Annotated in this window: 18 protein-coding genes; 7 read left to right on the top strand and 11 right to left on the bottom strand. The window is 67.5% G+C overall.

Annotation, left to right across the window (positions count from 1 at the left end; genetic code table 11):
• The first annotated feature begins 163 nt into the window (after positions 1 to 163).
• A complete protein-coding gene (locus HNP98_RS18495) occupies positions 164 to 529 on the top strand; it encodes a hypothetical protein (RefSeq protein WP_173811665.1) in 366 nt (121 codons plus the stop codon).
• A 74-nt stretch (positions 530 to 603) separates the two neighbouring features.
• Here the strand turns inward: HNP98_RS18495 and HNP98_RS18490 are convergent, their stop codons facing one another.
• The gene (locus tag HNP98_RS18490) at positions 604 to 1,539 is read right to left on the bottom strand and encodes a polysaccharide deacetylase family protein (RefSeq protein WP_246275214.1); all 936 of its coding nucleotides are present in this window, start codon (positions 1,537 to 1,539) and stop codon (positions 604 to 606) included.
• Between the two features lie 68 nt (positions 1,540 to 1,607).
• On the opposite strand from HNP98_RS18490, the gene dapA reads away from it, so the two are divergent.
• Positions 1,608 to 2,474 (top strand): 4-hydroxy-tetrahydrodipicolinate synthase, encoded by an 867-nt coding sequence (dapA, locus tag HNP98_RS18485; protein ID WP_173811664.1) that lies wholly within the window; start codon positions 1,608 to 1,610, stop codon positions 2,472 to 2,474.
• 92 nt (positions 2,475 to 2,566) lie between these two features.
• Here the strand turns inward: dapA and HNP98_RS18480 are convergent, their stop codons facing one another.
• From HNP98_RS18480 to HNP98_RS18470, 3 genes are all read right to left on the bottom strand, one after another.
• Positions 2,567 to 3,328, bottom strand: coding sequence for a (Fe-S)-binding protein (locus HNP98_RS18480; protein WP_173811663.1), 762 nt, complete (start codon positions 3,326 to 3,328; stop codon positions 2,567 to 2,569).
• Between the two features lie 36 nt (positions 3,329 to 3,364).
• Positions 3,365 to 3,739 carry a hypothetical protein gene (locus HNP98_RS18475; RefSeq protein WP_173811662.1) on the bottom strand — a complete coding sequence of 125 codons (375 nt, stop codon included), beginning with the start codon at positions 3,737 to 3,739 and terminating at the stop codon, positions 3,365 to 3,367.
• 96 nt (positions 3,740 to 3,835) lie between these two features.
• Entirely contained in the window at positions 3,836 to 4,687 is an 852-nt protein-coding gene (locus HNP98_RS18470) for a hydroxymethylglutaryl-CoA lyase (protein WP_173811661.1), read from the bottom strand.
• A 109-nt stretch (positions 4,688 to 4,796) separates the two neighbouring features.
• On the opposite strand from HNP98_RS18470, the gene HNP98_RS18465 reads away from it, so the two are divergent.
• The 4 genes from HNP98_RS18465 to HNP98_RS18450 all read left to right on the top strand — a co-directional run bounded on the left by HNP98_RS18465 (position 4,797) and on the right by HNP98_RS18450 (position 6,511).
• Positions 4,797 to 5,141 carry a hypothetical protein gene (locus tag HNP98_RS18465; protein WP_173811660.1) on the top strand — a complete coding sequence of 115 codons (345 nt, stop codon included), beginning with the start codon at positions 4,797 to 4,799 and terminating at the stop codon, positions 5,139 to 5,141.
• A gap of 59 nt (positions 5,142 to 5,200) precedes the next feature.
• Complete coding sequence (locus tag HNP98_RS18460) at positions 5,201 to 5,461, top strand: hypothetical protein (protein WP_173811659.1); 261 nt, start codon at positions 5,201 to 5,203, stop codon at positions 5,459 to 5,461.
• Positions 5,454 to 5,798, top strand: coding sequence for a hypothetical protein (locus tag HNP98_RS18455; RefSeq protein WP_173811658.1), 345 nt, complete (start codon positions 5,454 to 5,456; stop codon positions 5,796 to 5,798). The genes HNP98_RS18460 and HNP98_RS18455 overlap by 8 nt, the downstream gene beginning before the upstream one ends.
• A 68-nt stretch (positions 5,799 to 5,866) precedes the next feature.
• The gene (locus HNP98_RS18450) at positions 5,867 to 6,511 is read left to right on the top strand and encodes a cytochrome c oxidase subunit 3 (RefSeq protein ID WP_173811657.1); all 645 of its coding nucleotides are present in this window, start codon (positions 5,867 to 5,869) and stop codon (positions 6,509 to 6,511) included.
• A 92-nt stretch (positions 6,512 to 6,603) separates the two neighbouring features.
• On the opposite strand, the gene HNP98_RS18445 is transcribed toward HNP98_RS18450, so the two are convergent.
• From HNP98_RS18445 to HNP98_RS18425, 5 genes are all read right to left on the bottom strand, one after another.
• Positions 6,604 to 7,563 carry a cellulase family glycosylhydrolase gene (locus HNP98_RS18445; protein WP_173811656.1) on the bottom strand — a complete coding sequence of 320 codons (960 nt, stop codon included), beginning with the start codon at positions 7,561 to 7,563 and terminating at the stop codon, positions 6,604 to 6,606.
• A 337-nt stretch (positions 7,564 to 7,900) separates the two neighbouring features.
• A complete protein-coding gene (locus HNP98_RS18440) occupies positions 7,901 to 8,863 on the bottom strand; it encodes a glycoside hydrolase family 5 protein (RefSeq protein ID WP_173811655.1) in 963 nt (320 codons plus the stop codon).
• Positions 8,864 to 8,956: 93 nt separating this feature from the next.
• Positions 8,957 to 9,844 carry an MBL fold metallo-hydrolase gene (locus tag HNP98_RS18435; RefSeq protein ID WP_173811654.1) on the bottom strand — a complete coding sequence of 296 codons (888 nt, stop codon included), beginning with the start codon at positions 9,842 to 9,844 and terminating at the stop codon, positions 8,957 to 8,959.
• 228 nt (positions 9,845 to 10,072) lie between these two features.
• Positions 10,073 to 11,242: an L-dopachrome tautomerase-related protein gene (locus HNP98_RS18430; protein ID WP_173811653.1), complete on the bottom strand. Its 1,170-nt coding sequence runs from the start codon at positions 11,240 to 11,242 to the stop codon at positions 10,073 to 10,075.
• A 152-nt stretch (positions 11,243 to 11,394) separates the two neighbouring features.
• The gene (locus HNP98_RS18425; RefSeq protein ID WP_173811652.1) at positions 11,395 to 13,671 is read right to left on the bottom strand and encodes a gliding motility-associated C-terminal domain-containing protein; all 2,277 of its coding nucleotides are present in this window, start codon (positions 13,669 to 13,671) and stop codon (positions 11,395 to 11,397) included.
• 161 nt (positions 13,672 to 13,832) lie between these two features.
• On the opposite strand from HNP98_RS18425, the gene HNP98_RS18420 reads away from it, so the two are divergent.
• Complete coding sequence (locus HNP98_RS18420; protein ID WP_173811651.1) at positions 13,833 to 15,875, top strand: M1 family aminopeptidase; 2,043 nt, start codon at positions 13,833 to 13,835, stop codon at positions 15,873 to 15,875.
• Between the two features lie 76 nt (positions 15,876 to 15,951).
• Here HNP98_RS18420 and HNP98_RS18415 read toward each other — a convergent pair whose 3' ends face one another.
• On the bottom strand, positions 15,952 to 16,587 hold the full coding sequence (locus HNP98_RS18415) for a hypothetical protein (RefSeq protein ID WP_173811650.1): 636 nt from the start codon (positions 16,585 to 16,587) through the stop codon (positions 15,952 to 15,954).
• A gap of 143 nt (positions 16,588 to 16,730) precedes the next feature.
• Positions 16,731 to 17,171: a DUF2147 domain-containing protein gene (locus HNP98_RS18410; RefSeq protein WP_173811649.1), complete on the bottom strand. Its 441-nt coding sequence runs from the start codon at positions 17,169 to 17,171 to the stop codon at positions 16,731 to 16,733.
• Positions 17,172 to 17,354 lie beyond the last annotated feature (183 nt).

Genomic DNA, 17,354 nt, shown 5'->3' with positions numbered 1-17,354 from the left:
TATTCCATTACACCAATCGTTCAACCGCGGCCCAACCCCGTTATCAGTTGCAATCATCCTGGCAATAATTACGCCTCCGCAGCAGGGCCCTGAATTGGGTGCGCACTAATAAGCGCGCCTTGCTGGCAATGGGCACGGCCCCAAAAAAGTAATTTGCAATCCGTTGCAATCCTTACCCAAAAGCATCACTTTTCCGCCCGTGCCCGCAATACGCTTCCTCCCCAACCGGTGGTCAGGCAACCAATGGCCCTGCATCGACGCCGAACCCTTCGATGGCAGCTTGTTTCTGCGGCTACTCGCGCATCTGGCGGCCACTTATCGTTTTCCCCCGCCGCCGTTAACAGACCTTTTGGACGGCTACGCGGCCGATTTCAAGCTGGCGGGAGCAGACGCCACGCTGCACTACGACAACTGGAGCTTGTCGCTGGCGTGCCGCAGCGAGGCCGTTCGCGACCAGGTGCTGGCCGATTTAACCGCGTTGCCGCCCGCTTATTTTTCGGTTGAAACGCCAAGCCCCGGCGTCCACTGACGCCGGGGCCTGCTGCGGCCACAACGTGCCGCGCGTCTCCGCGCCCGGGTACCCCGGGCAATGCGTAGCGGGGGTTAAAAGCTCTGCACGATGCTGGTGTGCAGCGTGCGCGGGCTCCAGTAGCCGCTGGCGATGATGCGGCGGATGGTGAAGAGCGGGTCCTGCTGGTCGCGCTTCTCGGCCAGGCTGAAGGCGGCCACGAAGCCGCGCTTTTTCAGCTCGGGGAAGGCCTGCTCGTTCCAAAGGCCGAAGGGGTAGGCGAAGTAGTTGATTTTCTTGCCCGTGATGTCTTCCAGCGTTTTGGTGGGCTTGTCGATTTGCGTTACCCAGTCCTGGCCCTGGTATTTTTTCACGTTGTGGTGGTCCCAGGTGTGCGAGCCGATGATGTTGCCCTCGTCGGAAAGCTGCTTCACCTGGGCCTTACTCATGTAGTGGGGGCGGCCCAGGCTCACGGTCATCACGAAGTACATGGCCTTGTAGCCGTACTGGGCCAGCGTGGGCCGGGCAATGGTGAACTGGTCCAAATCTGTGTCGTCAAACGTGAGCATGATGGGCTTGCTGGGCAGCCGGGCCCCGGTGGTGAGGTAGGCGTAGAGCTGGTCGGGCGAAACGGTGTGGTAGCCCGAGTCGGCCAGCATCTTGATGTGGGCCTTGAACGTGGCGATGGGCGTGATGTAGTCCTTGGCGCCCTTCGAGTCGCGGGCCGTCCAGTCGCGAATCTGGTGGTAGCACAGAATGGGCACCTGGGGCCGGGCGTAGATGGCGGCCGCGTCGCCGGTTTTGGCGGCCGGGATGGTGCCGGGCGCGGGGGCCGGGGCGGCGTTGGCCTCGTCGGTGGCGGTGGCGGCGGTGCCCGAGGTGGGGGCGTCGGCGGGGCTCTCGGCGGCCAGGGTGGCGGCGGGCGTGGCGGTTTTGGCGGCCACGCGGGCCTCGCCGGTGGTGGCGGTTTTCGATTCGCAGGCCGAGGCCAGGGCCAGGGTGAGGAGCAGGAGGGAAGCGGAGCGGTTCAAAAGAAAAGGCGCAGGGCGTAAAAGGCGTGTATTTTTGCCCGCAAAGGTACCCCATTTAAGCCTCCTCCATGAACATTTTGCACGGCACCGGCGTGGCGCTGGTCACCCCCTTTGCCGCGGATTTCACCGTCGACTACCCCGCCTGGTACCGCCTGCTCGACCACTGCCTCGACGGGGGCGTGGAGTACCTCGTCATCAACGGCACCACCGGCGAGTCGCCCACCGTGACGGCCCCCGAGCGGGCCGAGCTGCTGCGCACGGCCAAGGCCCACGTGGCCGGCCGCGTGCCGCTGGTGTACGGCATTGGGGGCAACGACACGGCCGCCGCCGCCGAGCAGTTCCGCACCGTCGATTTGCAGGGCGTGGCCGCCGTGCTCTCGGCCAGCCCCGCCTACAACAAGCCCAGCCAGGCCGGCCTGGTGGCCCACTACCAGCACCTGGCCGACGCCAGCCCCGTGCCGCTGGTGCTCTACAACGTGCCCGGCCGCACGGCCTCCAACCTCAGTGCCGACACCACCCTGCGCCTGGCCCGCCACCCCAACATCGTGGGCATCAAGGAAGCCAGCGGCAACCTGGAGCAATGTCTAGCCATCGGGGCCCTTAAGCCGAAAGATTTCGTGTTGCTGAGCGGCGACGACATGATGACGCTCTCGCTGATGGCCTCGGCCGGGGCCGTGGGCGTTATCTCGGTGATGGCCAACGCCTGGCCGCGCCGCTTTTCCGACATGACCCGCGCCGCCCTGGCCGGCGACTTCGCCCAGGCCCGCCGCCTGCTCTTCGAGCTGCTGCCCCTCAACCCGCTCATGTACGAGGAGGGCAACCCCGTGGGCGTAAAAGCGGCCCTGGCCGACCTGGGCGTGTGCGAGCCCGCCGTGCGCCTGCCCCTGCTCGAAGCCACCCCCGGCCTGCAAGACCGCATCCAGAAGCTGCTTTAATCAATAAACAGTTATCAATTAACAGTTATTCCGCTGGCATAATTGGCTAGTGGAACGGCTGTTAATTGTTAATTGACAACTGTTAAATGAAATTACCAGCCGCTGGCCAGCACGTCGGCGATGTGCAGGCAGCGCAGGGGCAGCTTTTCCCGCTTGATGTAGGCCTCCAGGTGCATGAGGCAGCTCACGTCGGTGCTCACGAGGAAGTCGGCCCCGGTGTCGAGGGCGTGCTCGACTTTCTGCTGGGCCATGGCCACCGAAATGGCCTGGAACTTGACGGCGAACGTGCCGCCGAAGCCGCAGCAGGTGCTGGTTTCGGCCATTTCGCGGCGCACCAAGCCGGCCACGCCGGCAAGCAGCTGCCGGGGCCCCGGGCCGATGCCGCACTCGCGCAGCGCCGCGCACGAGTCGTGGTAGGTATAAACCCCGTCGAGCCGGGCCCCGGCGATGGCCGTCACGCCCAGCACGTCCACCAGAAACTCGGTCAGCTCGTAGGCGCGGGTTTGCACGGCGCGGCAGTCGGCAGCTTCCGGTTGGCCGGCAAACAGCTCGGTGTAGGCGTTGCGCACCATGCCGATGCACGAGGCCGAGGGGCTGACCACGTAGCGGGGCCCCGCCACGTCCTCGTCGGGGGCGGGCGTGAAGTCATCCAGGAACTTAGCCGCCACGGCGCGGGCCGGGCCCAGGTGGCCGGCGTTGTAGGCGGGCTGGCCGCAGCAGGTCTGGTCGGGGTTGTAGCGCACGTCGCAGCCCACGGCCTCCAGGATTTTTACCATGCTCATGGCCGTGGCCGGGTAGAGTTGGTCCACAAAGCAGGGCACGAAAATATCAACGATGGGAGCGGGCGCGGGCATGGGGCAAAAGTAAGCCGGCCCGGCCCCGTGGCCGTGCTACCGGGCCACCACCTTCGTTAGTTCCAGGTAGTAGTAGTCTTGGCCCACGGGGCCCATTCGGGGCGGGTTGCTGTACGCGCGGTACGTGCCGCTAAACAGCACCTGGGTGCCCGCCACCTGCAGGGCCGCGGGCAGCGCGCCGCACACCACGCCCAGGTCCACCGAGTCGTAGGTACCGGGCACGGCCCGGTAAATAAGGTATTGCTGCACCGCGGCGTCGAACCGGACGGTGCCTACGACGTCGGCTACGGTTTTTACGGTTTGGCTCTGCGGGGCGCAGGTGCCATAGGGGCCCTGTGCGTCCTGGTCTTTTTTGCAGCCGGCCGCCAGTAGCAAGGTGCCCAGCAGGCAATAAGCGGTAATGTTTTTCATGAGGAAACAGTGAGGGCCCGGGGAGTAGAGCCGGGGCCAATCGATTTGGTTGCATCGACCAAATCGGCTGGCCCCGGCTGCTTATTGCGCGAACCCTCAGTGGCCTGCAAATACCGCCGCGCTCCGCTCCCGCGCCTCCCCCAGGGCCCCCAAATTCAGTCCTAAAACCTCGCCCTGCTCCGCCAAAAAACTAATTAGATTCTCCGTGGCCACGTTGCCCGTCAGCGCGTCAGCGGCCATCGGGCAGCCGCCGTGGCCGCCCAGGGCCCCGTCGAAGCGGCGGCAGCCGGCCTGGTAGGCGGCGGCCACGTTGGCTCGCCAAGTGGTGGGCGTGGTGTGCAGGTGGGCCCCGAACTCCAGGGCCGGGAAGGCCGGAATCAGCTCCGCGAACAGGGCCACTACGGTGGCGGGGCTGCCAGTGCCCACCGTGTCGGACGGGGCCACCACGCGCACGCCCAGCGCCGCCAGCTGCGCGGCGTACTCCACCACCAGCGCCGGGCTCCACGGGTCGCCGTAGGGGTTGCCGAAGGCCATCGACAGGTACACGACCAGCGTTTTGCCGGCTTGCTCGCACAGGTTGTGCATCGCGGCCACGTCGGCCAGGGCCTCGGCGCGGGTCTGGTGGGTGTTGCGGCGCTGGAAGGTTTCGGACACCGACAGCGGGAAGCCCAGGCAGTGGATTTCGGGGTGCTGGGCGGCGGTTTCGGCCCCGCGGCGGTTGGCCACAATGGCCAGTAGCTTGGTTTTGGTGGCGCTCAGGTCGAGGCCGGCCAGCACCTCGGCCGTGTCGCGCAGCTGCGGAATGGCCTTCGGCGACACAAACGAGCCAAAGTCGAGCGTGTCAAAACCCACGCGCAGCAGGGCGTTGAGGTAGGCCGTTTTGGTGGCGGTGGGGATGAAACCGGGCAGGCCCTGCATGGCGTCGCGCGGGCATTCGATGAGTTTCATGGACGGCAGAAAGGGCGGGTGAGCGGGGCCCAAAGGTAGCGGGCCAGGCGGCCGTGCTGGGCGGCTAGGGGCTTGGGTCAGGGCCCCGAACGCAGAGTTTTGAAGCCGGATGACCGCAAAATTGTTGCTTGGATTGCGGCAGTTAATCACTGCTGGCGAACGCACGATATCTTGCCGCGTGGAATTCAATGCACTCCGTACCTTTCAGTTTGGCGATACCCTGCTGGTTATCTACGACTGGATGCAGTTTCCTCAGAAGAACTCAATCCGTAATCTTTACGCTTACGATGCCCACGGGGAACGTTTGTGGATTGCGGAGGAACGGCGGCCCGGCGACTTTTTCACCGGCTTTGCTGGTGATGGACAATCGTTGAAAGTCACCACCTGGGATTGTTTCTGTTGCATACTTGACCCCAAAACCGGTAAAATCATCAATTGTAAATTTGTTAAATAAGTCGTTTTAATTGTTGGTAGCGGTACTTTGCGCCCCCGCACCACCCAATCCCCGAACCCATGCCCGATTCCCCTTCCTGGGCCGACACCGCCGCGTCGCTGCTCTCCAAACTCTCCGGCGGCGTCGAGCTGAACCTGGCTTTCGACCAAGTGGAGCTGCAAGTGCCCAACCCCAACGGCACGCCCGGCACCTACCGCCTCAACGGCTCGCTGCGCATCCGCACCAGGGGCGACGCCGCGCCGGCCGCCCAGCCGGCCCCCGCCGCCGCCCTGCGCATCGACCCGCCCGCGCCCAGCGGCCACCCGCAGCCCCTTGGCTAGCGGCCTCGAGGTAGAGGCCCAGCTGGTCCTCACCTGGAACGGGCAGCCCTTGCAGCTGGCCGGCTCCGGCGCGTACCTGATTTTAAATGTGCCCAGCCAGCAGGTGCTCGACGCGCTGACGGCCGGGCCGCCGCGCCCGCCCGGGGCCCCCAAGCCGCCCAAAAGCGCCGGCCCCGACCCTTTGCAGCAGCTCCACGAGCTGGGCCAGCGCCTGGGCCTGGTGCTCGACCTGCGGGTGGGCGGCAAAACCTACGTCACCTTCGGCCTGCCCGGCCGCACCGGCCCCAAAATCACCCTGAATGCAGTGTTGGGCAAGCTGGGCTCTTTCTTCCGTTAGGCCCGGCCCCGGCCGGAACCAAAGCCGCTCCGTTTGGTTTGGATACTGCACTTCTCGCGCCCCCGTTCATGAGGAATTCCGACTACGACCGCAACAAACAAGTGGGGACCCGCCCGCCCGCGTCGGCCTTTGCCCGCATCGAGCGGCTGCCCCCGCTGCTGATGGTCCTGTACCTGGCGCTGCTGGCCGTCACCATCATGTTCACCATCCTGGTGGTGCTCTACATCAGCACGCGCCTGGCCAGCGGGGCCCCCACCAGCCCGCACCCGTTCCCGAAGTACTTCTCGCTGAGCACCATCGTGCTGCTCGTCAGCAGCTACACCGTGGCGCAGGCCCCGCGCCTCTACGCCCGCGACGACCTCGCCACCCTGGGCCGGTGCCTGCTGGCCACGCTGCTGCTGGGGGCCGTATTTGCCGGGCTCCAGGCGCTGGGCTGGCACGAGCTGCAGCAGTACGCGCCCTTCCGGGGCAAGGCCAGCGGCACCTACATCTACCTGATTTCGGCCCTGCACGTGGCCCACTTGCTCGGCGGCATGCTGTACCTGCTGGCCCTGGCCCTGCGCGTACTGCACGCCGACCGCGACGCCGTGCGCCAGCTCGTATTCATCCGCAACCCCTACCACCTGCGCCAGCTGCGGGCCCTGGGCACCTATTGGCACTTCGTCGACGCGCTGTGGGTGCTCTTGTTCGGGGTGTTCCTTTTCTTTTACTAGGTTAGGCCCGCGAAGCGGCGCCGGCCGGGCCCCGTAAAAAAAGCTCCCCGGCCACGGGGAGCTTTTTTTACGGGGCCCGGCCGGCGCCGCGGCTACAGCAGGTTGTACACCGTGCTGAAGTACGAGCTGAGCGTGAACGAGGTGGCCGTCGCGTTCGACGACCAGGCGGGGCTCACCATGTTCATGCCAAGGCCGTCGCCGTTCCAGGCCCAACCCAGCACGGTCCAGCCCTTCGACTTGGCGTGGTTCACCACGCCTTGCCAGTCCACGGAGCCGGAGGGCGTGTTGCCGAACTCGCCGACGATGCACGGGCGGCCGGCCGAGCCCAAATCGTCGAGGTCGGCGCTTTGCAAGTTGTGGCCCTTGGCTTGGTTGTAGCCGTTGGGGTACACGTGCACCGACAAAATGATGTTGGTGTCGTTGATTTTCGTGCCGCCCGTGCCCTTCACGGCCGCCGCGGCCGTGGCCGTCTCCTGCCCGTAGCCGGGGATGTCGACGACGATGGGCCCGCTGTACACCTGCCGCACGGTGCTGATGGCGCTGTTGTAAGCCGCCGCGTAGGCGCTCGGCGTGATGTTGTGGCTGCCCCACTCGTTGCACAAGTTGATGGTGAAGTTGCCGCCCAGGGCCCGGTAGTTGGCTTTCCACCAGTTGGCGGCCGTCATCAGGTCGCTCGCTTTGTCGGAGCCGCCGTAGTAGTGGTACGTGCAAATCAGGTTCGTGTAGCCGTTGGACCGGGCCTGGGAAATCCAGTTGGCCGCGGTGCTGGCCCCCACCCGGCTGGGGTCGATTTCGATCCGCAGCGTTTTGATTTTGGTCTGCTGCTTCATCAGCGACCAGGCAAAATTGGGGTTGCCGTTGTTGTAGTACGAGGGCTGGAGGTTGACGCCGTTGCCCAGGTTGTTGGTGAGGTCGGCCGCGGCGGCGGCCTGCGGGGTCGGCACTTCGTCGTTGTGCGAGCTGCAGCCGCTGAGCAGGGCCAGGCCCAGAAGCAAGGGCGCGGCGCGGCGGCCGGCGGCGAGTACAGAAACGATTGCACGGGAATTCGTCATGGGTAGGAGGGTGAAGGGTGGATGGAAAGAAACCAAAGGAGGATTAAAAGTAAATCTTTATTCCTTCCCTGATTAATAATCATTTGCCTATTTATAGTCCGGTTTGCACCGGCTTGGCGGGCCGCGCGCCGATGAACCAGCCGGGGCCTTGGGCGCGGCGGCGGGGCGCGGTCTTTGGTGCGGAGCCCGGGCGCTGGGTCGGCACGCGCGGCTTCCGGCGCGGGGGCGGCCCAAGCCTTTCCTTTTGGCGGCCCCGACGAAAACGGGAAACCGCGCCGTTTTGCGCAAAAAAGCCCCCTGCTGCCAGGGGGCTTTTCTAACAATCAGCAGCGGCCGCTTACAGCAGGTTGTACACCGTGCTGAAGTACGAGCTGAGCGAGAACGAAGTAGCCGTGGCGTTCGACGACCACGACGGGGTCACCATGTTCATGCTGCCGCCGTCGCCGTTCCAGCACCAGCCCAGCACCGTCCAGCCCTTCGACTTGGCGTAGCTCACGATGCCCGACCAGTTGGCCGACCCCGACGGCGAGTTGCCGAACTCGCCGATGATGCAGGGCCGCCCGGCCGAGCCCAAGTCGTCGAGGTCGGAGTTTTGCAGGGTGTGGCCCTTGCCCTGGTTGTAGCCGTTGGGGTACACGTGGGCCGAAAGGATGATGTTGGTGTCGTTGATTTTGGTGCCGCCCGTGCCCTTCACGGCCGCGGCCGCCGTGGACGTTTCCTGCCCGTAGCCGGGGATGTCGATGATAATCGGCCCGCTGTACACCGCGCGCACCGAGCTGATGGCCGTGTTGTAGGCCGCCGCGTAGGCGTTGGACGAGATGTTGTGGCTGCCCCACTCGTTCATCAGGTTGATGGTGAAGCCCCCGCCGAGCGCGTTGTAGTTGGTCTTCCACCAGGTGCCGGCGGTGGCCAGCTCGGAAGTGTTGTCGGAGCCCAGCACCGACGACTTGTGGTAGGTGGCGATAACGGCGTAGCCGTTGGACTTGGCCTGCGAAATCCAGCTTTTGGCCTGGCTCACGTAGCCGGGCTCGATTTCGATGCGGACGGTCTTGATTTTCGTCTGCTGCTTCATCAGCGAAAAGCCGAAGTTGGGGTTGCCGCCGTTGTAGTACGAGGGCTGCAAGTTGACGCCGTTGCCGAGGCCGCTGGTGAGGTCGGCGGCCGTGGCGGCGGCGGCCTGCGGGGCCGGCATGTCGGTGCTGCGGGTGCTGCACCCGGCCAGCAAAACCAGGCCCAGCAGCAGGGGCGCGGTGCGGCGAACCGCTAACCGGGTGGGAACGATTGCATGAATGTCCGTCATGGATTGGTGGGATTAGGAGGGTGGGAGGAAAAAACTAAACGCAGCTCAAAAGTAGGGCCCTCCTTACCCCCTGGTTAATAGTCATCTACCGTTTCATAAGCGCATTTTTACGGGTCCGGCGGGTGGCCAATCGGCCACGCGCCCCGGCCCCCGGGCCCAGCCCGCGGCCGGGGCCACGTGCGGCGTCGTGACCTGCAAGTGGCCGTTGGCCCCGTCCACAAACACGCCCGCCGCCCGAAAACCGGCCGTGAGTTGCTCGGCCAGGGCCGCCGCCGTGGTGCCGAACGAGACGGCGGCCACGTCGCGCAGCCAGGGAGCCGCCGCCACGTAGGCCCGGTACGCGGCCGGGCCCCAGCCGCCCGCTTCGAGCATGGGCGCGTAGGCGAAAACGCGCTTGGCCGCGTGCCGCGCCGCCGCTTCGGGCTCGGCCAGCCAGCGGGTGAGGCGCTGCCGGGCGGCGGCCAGCGCGGCGGCGGGGGCGGCCAGCACCGGGCCGTGGCCCGATACGGCGAGGCGCAGCGGCAGGGCCGCCACCGCGGCCAGCGACGCCAGGCTTTGGTGCAGCGCGGCGGGCCCGTCGCAGGGGTTCAGCCAGCCCGCGTCGTGGGCGTGGAACAGGTCGCCGGCCAGCAGCACGCCGCTTTTTGCATCCCAGAAGCTGAGGTGGTGGGCGGTGTGGCCGGGCGTGGCCAGCACCCGCAGCTGCGCCCGGCCGGTGTCGGGCACGTCGCCGGGGGCCAGGGTGCGCGCCACGGCGTAGGGCTCCACGGGCTGGTGCAACCAGGCGGCCGCGCAGGCGTCCGGGGCCCGGGCGTTGACGCGGGCCGCGTCGGGCCCGGCGGCGGCCCCGGGGGTGCCGTAGCGGGTTTGGAGGTGGTAATTGCCGCCCGCGTGGTCGCAGTGCCAGTGGGTGTTGGCCACCAGCGCCAGGGCGCCGGGCGGCACGCCCTGGGCCCGCAGCCACGCCTCCAGGGCCGGCACGTCGGCCCCGAACCCGCGCTGTCGACCAGGATGGGGCGGGGGGCCAGCAGCAGCACGCTGTTGGCGCTGGGGTAGGGCCGCACGAACACGCGCAGCCAGGCGGGCAGGGCAGGGGAAGGCATGGTTCGCGGGCCCGGGCCGGCCCGAAGTTCGTTCGTTGAATACAAAAACGTCCCGCCGGGGCTTCCGGCGGGACGTTTCGGTGCTGAGTGTGGGGGCAGCCGGCGCTTACTTGGCCGGGTCCAGCGCCAGCTTCCACAGGCCGTAGGGCTGGGTGCGGGTGCTCTTGCCCTTGTGGTACTTGTCCTGAGTTTGGATTTGGGACGTGGTGAAGTACAGCGTGTTGCCCGGGCCGTAGCCGAACGTGTCGGGCCAGGAGATTTCCGGGCCCTGGGCAATGGTTTCGATCTTGCCGGCGGCCGTCACCCGGTGGATGCTGTTGTCCTCGATGCCCGACGTGTACAGGTTGCCGGCCGCGTCGCGGCCGTAGCCGTCGGAGGCGCTGGGCACGGCAAATTTCTGCACGTGGGCGGCCAGCTTGGCCGGGCTCAGGGTGCTGTCGCGCAGGAACTCGGTGCCGATGCGGTACATCGTGCGGCCCATCAGGGCCTGGTAGTACAGGGTGTTGCCGTCGGCGCTCAGCTCGATGCCGTCCACCTGAAAGTTGGGTTTCTTGCCGTCGGGCTCGCGCAGCACGTAGCCGTCCACGGCCAGGTCGAAGCCCGGCTCGGGGTGCACCGAGGGGTGGGTTTCGAGCACGCGGCGGGCGCGGCCGCTCTTCAGGTTCAGGACCACCAGGGCCCCGGTGCCCGACTCGGTGAGGTAAGCAAAGCCGCGCTTGGTGTCGAAGCGCACGTCGTTGAGGTAGCTTTTCGAGGGGGCCACCTTGTCGGTAAACACGATGGTGCGCAGCACCTTGTTGGTGGCCAGGTCGATTTCCACCAGCTTGGCCCCGCCGGGCACCACGCCCGTAAATTTGGGCGAGGCCGGGTCGAGCACCCACAGGTGGTCCTGGTCGTCCACCACCACGCTCTGCACGCACACGAAGCGCTGGGCCGGGCTGGCGGGCGCTTTGGGGTCGGTGACGGCGCTGTTCCAGGCGGCATCGGGGTAGGGCTTGGGGGCCTGGCCGGGCACAATTTCGGCCACCGACTCGCGGTGCCCGTCTTCCCAAAGCGGGAAGTTGACGAAGATGCGGCCCTGGCGCGACACCGTCACGCCGGTCACGCGCTGGTCGGGGAAGGCGGCCACCCGCACGGGTTTCAGGCCCTTGGCGGCCGGCAGCACAATGGTCCCCAGGGGTTTGGACGGCGTTTCGGGGCGGGTTTGGGCAAAGGCCGGCGCGGCGGCGGGCAGGCAGGCCGCCAGCAGGGCGGCGCGGGTAAGCGAAGAAAACATGCGCGGAGGCGGGAAAAGTGGGCGGATTTCCCCCGTTCAACGGCCCAACGGCCCCGGCGTTACGCGCCCTGGGCCTAACCGCGGCCGTGCTACTACCGGGCCTTCTGAGAGCCAAGTAGTTTATGCCCCAAGTTTTTGCGGTGGCCCCGGGCTTAGCGTAGCACTTCCAGCCAGCCCTTGTAGCGCCGCCCGTCGGTGTAGGCCACCACGTAGTAGTAGAGGCCCGCCGAGCCCTGGCCGCCCCAGCGGAAGTCGCGGTCGGCGGTTTCGTACACCTGCTGGCCCCAGCGGCTGAAAATTTTCAGGCTGGCAAATTCCGCGTTGCAGAAGTTGGGCGGCAGGCCGGGCAGGCGGAAGGTTTCGTTCTGGGCGTCGCCGTTGGGGGTGATGACGTTGTAGAGCGTCACGGCCGCCGAGTCGGGCTTGGCCACTTCGAAGCGCACGGCGCGGGTTTGGGGCAGGGGCCGGCAGGTGGCGTCCACCAGGCCAAAATCTACGATGAGCGGCTGCGGCAGGCCCACGGCAGCGCAGCTGGCCTCCCAGCGGAAGGTGCCGCTGGCCTGGCCGGTGCCGTTCTGGGCCGCGAAGTACATGCCCGCCGCGGCCAGGTCGAAGCCCCGGCCGGTGGCCGTCATCGTCAGCCCGTCGCGGTCGGCGTCGGTGCCGCTCAGGGTGGCGGCGTAGGTGCCGCCCAGTGCCAGGCGCACCACGGGCGGCGGGCCGTCGGCGGGCGGGGGGGGCGGCAGCGTGGCCGCCAGCACCGGGGCCGCGTTGGCGTAGTCCACCACCACGGGCACGGCCAGGGCCGCCGCCTGCGGCTCGCCGCAGGGCGCGGCCGCGGCCGTGAACGTGAACACATACGGCGCGGCCCGCACCGCCGCGCACGGCACCCGCCACGTGAAGCGGCCCTGCACGCGGCCGCCGGCCCCGCCCTGGGCCAGGGCGGCCCCCACGGCGGCCGGGGCGAAGTCGCCCCCGGTCATGGCCAGGGTTAGGGCGTCGTTGTCGGGGTCGCTGGCCACGAGGTCGAAGCTCACCACATCGCCCACCCTGGCGTGCAGGGGCAGGGCGGGCCCCGCCGTGCTGCTGATAACGGGCGGCCCGTTGGGCGGCGGCGTGGCAATGAAGGCCACCCGCACAGTATCGCGCCGGGGCAGGCTGCACCCGTCGTCGGCCACAATCACGTCGAGCAAAAACACCTTGCCCCGCGAGTTCAGGCAGTCCGGGAAGCACAGCGTGGCCGTGAGCGTGTCGGGGGCCCCGGCGGCGTGCACCCGGCCCGTGGTGGGGGCGGTGGCGGCGAAGGTGGGCAGGTTGCCGGCGAAGTTCACCGGGTGCAGCGAGAGCGTGAGCGTCGAGCCCGGGTCGGGGTCGGTGAAGCGCAGCTGGTAGCAATGGTCGCCGCCGGGGCGCAGGCGCAGCGTGTCGCGGCCGGGCCGGTAGGGGGCCGGGTGGCCGGCGGCCTGGGGCAGCACCAGCACGCTGGGCGGGTTGTTGGCGGGGCAGTTGAGCACCATGAGCTGGAAGTCGCGGCGGCACTCGCCGATTTTCTCGCCCCGGCGGTACTCCGCGCAGCGCACCCCGAACACGAACAGGCCCAGGGTGCTGGGCCGCACGGTGAGGCGGCCGGTGCGGCCGTCGATTTGCAGCGTGGGGGTGCCCGGAATCTGGTCCTGGGCGCTCCGGCCGGGCTTCCAGTCGATGGGGGCGTAGGGGGCCGGGGCGGCCTGCGCGGGCTTGGGCACCACCGTGTTGGAGTGGCCGTTGAGGGGCGTCACCAGGTCGTAGGCCAGCGAGTCGCCGTCGGCGTCGGTGCCGCCGAAGTCGTAGTAAAACAGCTCGTTGCGGCAGGCGTAGTCGGCCAGGGGCGGGAAGATGCGCGGCGTGGAATCGACGAACGGCTGGCCCCCGCGCACCACGCCCGGAAACTCCAGGTAAAACGTCTGGGCCGCCGCGAATGGCAACTCGATATTGCTGATGGTGTTGTTGCGGCAGCAGCGCTCCACGGCCGCGTAGTAGCCGCCCGGGCTGCCGTAGGTGCCGGCCGGCAGCTGAATGGTCTGGGCGTATACCAGCTTGCGGGTGCTGAGAACGGGCACGGTGCAGGCCGGGTTGGTGTAGTTCACGTAGGAGCTGGTGGTCAGGGGCAGCACCACGTCGAGCTTGCGGGCGTTGGTGGTGCGGTCAAAAATGCTGGCCGTCAGCTCGTTGTCCAGGGCCCCGGGCTGGCCGTTCACGGCGTCGAAGTACAGGTTCATGCGCAGGATGTACGTTGCGCCGCTCACGTGCTCTAGCTCCAGCTCGCCGCCCACGATGTGGGTGGCCCGCGCCGGGCCCGCCAGCCCCAGCAGCCCGGCCAGCACCAGGGCCATGGGCCCGCCGCGGGCAAAACAAAAAATGGTAATCAGGCGGGTAAAAATTGTTTTCATCATTGCCGCAAGTTAACCAGCCCTCCCCGGAAAACACCGCGGCCCGGGCCAAAAAAATGGCCCCGCCGGCGGGCCCGCCTGGCCCGGCCGTCCGCGGCGCAGCGCGTATCTTTCAACCACCGAAAAACGGCGCTCCGCTGTTTCTTATTGCCTTCACGGTCATGGCGTTTTCCCATATTTTTTCGCGCTGGGGGCTGGGGCTCCTGGCGGGGCTGGCGGGCCTGCGGGCCGCGGCCCAGGTGGGCCCCGCCGCCGCCGGGCTGGCCTGCGCCACGGCCCACCTGCGGGCGGGCGGGCTGGGCGCGGCGGCCCCCGCGGCCTCGCCCGCCCGCCGCGCCCAGCTCGCCCGCTACGACGTCACCTACTACAAGCTCGACTTGGCCCTGGAGCCCACCTCGCGCGACGTGGCCGGCTCGGCGTGGCTGCGCGTGCGGGTGGGGCCCCGGGCCCTCGACTCGCTGGCCTTCGACCTGTACCAGGCCCCGGCCGGCGCGCCCGCCGGCACGCCCACGCTGCTGATTGACTCGGTGGTGGTGAACGGCCGCCGGGCCCCCGGCGTGCGGCGGGCAGGGCTGGAGGCCACCGCCGCCCTAGCCGCGCCGGCCCCCGCGGGCTCCCTGGCCGACGCCCGCATTTACTACCACGGCACGGCCCCGCACGGCAGCACCGCCGCCATCGGCAACGCCCTCGACCGCCGCGACTCGGTGCGCTACGCCGGCACCTGGCACCGCTACCAGGTGCTCTGGTCGCTGTCGGAGCCGTTTTCGGCCCACGAGTGGTTCCCGTGCAAGCAGGTGCTCACCGACAAGGCCGACTCGTCGGACGTGTGGGTGACGACGACGCTGCCCAACAAGGTGGGCTCGAACGGGGCGCTGGTCCGCACCGTGCCGCTGCCCGGCAACCGCGTGCGCTACGAGTGGAAATCGCGCCAACCCATTGCCTATTACCTCATTTCGGTGGCCGTGGCCCCCTACCTGGAAGCCGTGAGCTACGCCAACCCCGCCGGCAGCCCCCGCGTGCCCATCGTGGACTACGTGTACGACCAGGGGGCCCTGGCTTTCTACCAGGCCGACATCGACCGCACGGCGGGCTTCCTCGAAAACTACGCCCGGCTGGCGGGGCCCTACCCGTTTGCCGCCACCAAGTACGGCCACAGCATGGCCCCCATCGGCGGCGGCATGGAGCACCAGACGATGACCACCCAGGACGGGTTCGACTTCGGCCTGAACGCCCACGAGCTGTTCCACCAGTGGTTCGGCGACAACGTGACCTGCGCGAGCTGGACCGACGTCTGGCTCAACGAAGGGTTTGCCTCCTACGGCGAGTACCTCTCGTACCAGGCCTTCCAGCCCGCCGGCGTGCCCGCCTGGCTGGCCGACGCCCGCTTCCGGGCCCTGCGCAACCCCGGCAGCGTGGCCGTGCCCGACACCACCGACGTGGCCCGCATCTTCAACTCGGACCTGAGCTACCGGAAGGCCGCGCTGGTCATCCACATGCTGCGCGGCCTGCTGAACGACGACGCCCGGTTTTTCCGGGCCCTGCGCACCTACCAGCAGCGGTTCGGGGGCGGCACGGCCCGCACCGCCGATTTGCAGGCCGTGTTCGAGGGCGAGGCGGGCCGGCCGCTGGGGTACTTTTTTCAGCAGTGGTTCCGGGGGCAGGGCTACCCGTCGCTGGCCGTGGCCTGGCACCAGGTGGGCCCCTCGGCCACCGTGCGCACCCGCGAAACTGCGTCGCAGCCCGCCGTGACGCCCTTTTTCGACCTCGACGTGGACTACCTGCTCACCTTCGCCGACGGCACTACCCAGCGCGTGCGCCACCGCCAGGCCCAGGCCCAGGAGGCGTTCGACGTGCCCGTGGGGGCCCGCCAGCTGGCCAGCGTGGCGGCCGACCCCGACCTCGCGCTGCTGCTCCTGGCCAATGCCAGCGCGGAAGACAACAGCCTGGTGCTGAGTACCCGGCCGGCCGCGGGCCCCGCGCTGGGCGTGTTCCCCAACCCCTGCCGCGACGCCTTGCAACTGCCCGCGCTGCCGGGTCCCGCCACGGCCGAGGTGTTCGACGCCACCGGTCGCCGCGTGCTGGCCCAACCCGTGCCGCCCGCCGCCCGGCTCAACACCCAGGCGCTGGCCCCGGGCCTGTACCTGCTGCGCCTGACCAGCGCCACCGGCGCGGCGCTCGGCCAGGCCCGCTTCGAGCGAGAATAAATTGTTTAGATCAATTGATTAATTGTTGCATGGTTAATTGTTTAACAACTAACCATGCAACAATTAATCAATTGATCTAAAACTGCGTGTACTCCAACCGGTTGACTTCTTCCTCCGGGGTAGGAAAGGGCTCGTCGAACACCGTGCGCAGCAGTTCCTCAAAGGAAACGGCGGCCGTGAAGCCGGGTTCCAGCACGGGGTTGGCAGCCAGGCGAATGAACAGGGGCTGGCCGTTGAGGGCCACCAAATCGAGCGTGACGAGGCCGTAGCGCTGGTCGCACAGGCCGCAGTCGGGGCAGTCGACGGGCGGCGGCTTGAAATGCAGCTTGTAGGTGTGCTCGTGCAGGTTTTCGTGGCGGCGGGTGCACTCGTCGGCGGCCGCGCGGAGGTAGCCCAGGCCCACAATTCGCTCGCCCACCAGCTCGTAAAAATGGCGGAAATTGACGGGGTTGATGCTGTCGTCGTAGTACAGCATGGCCCCTTGGCGGCCCTCTTCGCGCAGGGGCTCGGCCCGCAGGCCGCGCCGCCCGGCCGCGCCGGCCCGGTGCAGGTGGTAGGCCTTGAAGTAGGGCCCCAGCCAGTTGCGGTAAATGCGCTGCTCCACCCACTGCTGGTGCCGGCCTGCCTGCGCCGCCGTCAGGGCAAACGGCCGCCACTCGCCGGAGCGGGCCGTTGGAGCCGACGAAAATAAAGAGCGCAGGAAAGACCGCACGGACGGAGCAAGAGTGAGGAGAGGGAGCAGTGTGCAACCCCCGGCGTTTTCAAATAGTTTTCAAAAAGGCCGCGGTTGGGGCCCGAAAAAAACACAAAAAAGCCGGCTCCCGCGAGGAAACCGGCCGTTTTGGGCGGTGCGGCCTACTTCACCCGCGTCCAGGTCTGCGACTTGCCGATGAGCGAGAAGCCGATGTAACCCTTCACTTCCATGGCGTTGGCGCTTTCCATTTTCATGTAGCACGAATAGGTTTTGCCGCTCTCCGGGTCGTAAATCTTGCCGTCGTCCCACTTGTTATCGTCGTCGTACTTAAAGCCTTCCATGAGCACCAAGCCCAGGCGCGGGCGGCTGCGCAGCTTGGGGTCGGGGTTTTGGGTGTCGGTTTTGGGCTTGCCGGTTGCCGGGTCGTTGGGAATGGTCAGGGTCACGATTTTGCCGCACAGCTTGTCGCCGCACTTATAAATCTCAAACGTGGCTTTTTTCTCGGCATTGGTCCACACGCCCAGCGGGCTCAGGGTTTGGGCCGAGGCCAGGCGCGCGCCGGCCAGCGCCAAAACAACCAACAGAAAGGCAAATTTTTTCATGGGTGGGCAAGGAGAGAGGGATGGAATAAAAGAAAAGCGGGCAAAAGAATGACGGGGAAAAGGTAAGGTAAATATTCGGGCCCGCCGAATGCCGCCTTTCCCGCCAGCTAGGGCAAGTTTGCGGCCAGAGTTGGCCGCTGGCACGGCAGATGAATTTTTGGGTTGGCAGCGCAAAAATAATAG

The organism is Hymenobacter caeli, assembly GCF_013294115.1.
Taxonomy (GTDB): Bacteria; Bacteroidota; Bacteroidia; order Cytophagales; family Hymenobacteraceae; genus Hymenobacter; species Hymenobacter caeli.
Note: the sequence above shows the minus strand (reverse complement) of the source record. Positions and strands in the feature narration are given on the sequence as shown.

Bases quoted from the DNA above. Each gene is read 5' to 3' on its own strand.
- dapA (WP_173811664.1), top strand. From the start codon at position 1,608: ATGAACATTTTGCACGGCACCGGCGTGGCGCTGGTCACCCCCTTTGCC.
- HNP98_RS18475 (WP_173811662.1), bottom strand. From the start codon at position 3,739: ATGAAAAACATTACCGCTTATTGCCTGCTGGGCACCTTGCTACTGGCG.
- HNP98_RS18470 (WP_173811661.1), bottom strand. From the start codon at position 4,687: ATGAAACTCATCGAATGCCCGCGCGACGCCATGCAGGGCCTGCCCGGT.
- HNP98_RS18425 (WP_173811652.1), bottom strand. From the start codon at position 13,671: ATGAAAACAATTTTTACCCGCCTGATTACCATTTTTTGTTTTGCCCGC.
- HNP98_RS18440 (WP_173811655.1), bottom strand. From the start codon at position 8,863: ATGACGGACATTCATGCAATCGTTCCCACCCGGTTAGCGGTTCGCCGC.
- HNP98_RS18450 (WP_173811657.1), top strand. From the start codon at position 5,867: ATGAGGAATTCCGACTACGACCGCAACAAACAAGTGGGGACCCGCCCG.
- HNP98_RS18445 (WP_173811656.1), bottom strand. From the start codon at position 7,563: ATGACGAATTCCCGTGCAATCGTTTCTGTACTCGCCGCCGGCCGCCGC.
- HNP98_RS18460 (WP_173811659.1), top strand. From the start codon at position 5,201: ATGCCCGATTCCCCTTCCTGGGCCGACACCGCCGCGTCGCTGCTCTCC.
- HNP98_RS18465 (WP_173811660.1), top strand. From the start codon at position 4,797: ATGACCGCAAAATTGTTGCTTGGATTGCGGCAGTTAATCACTGCTGGC.
- HNP98_RS18430 (WP_173811653.1), bottom strand. From the start codon at position 11,242: ATGTTTTCTTCGCTTACCCGCGCCGCCCTGCTGGCGGCCTGCCTGCCC.
- HNP98_RS18480 (WP_173811663.1), bottom strand. From the start codon at position 3,328: ATGCCCGCGCCCGCTCCCATCGTTGATATTTTCGTGCCCTGCTTTGTG.
- HNP98_RS18420 (WP_173811651.1), top strand. From the start codon at position 13,833: ATGGCGTTTTCCCATATTTTTTCGCGCTGGGGGCTGGGGCTCCTGGCG.
- HNP98_RS18410 (WP_173811649.1), bottom strand. From the start codon at position 17,171: ATGAAAAAATTTGCCTTTCTGTTGGTTGTTTTGGCGCTGGCCGGCGCG.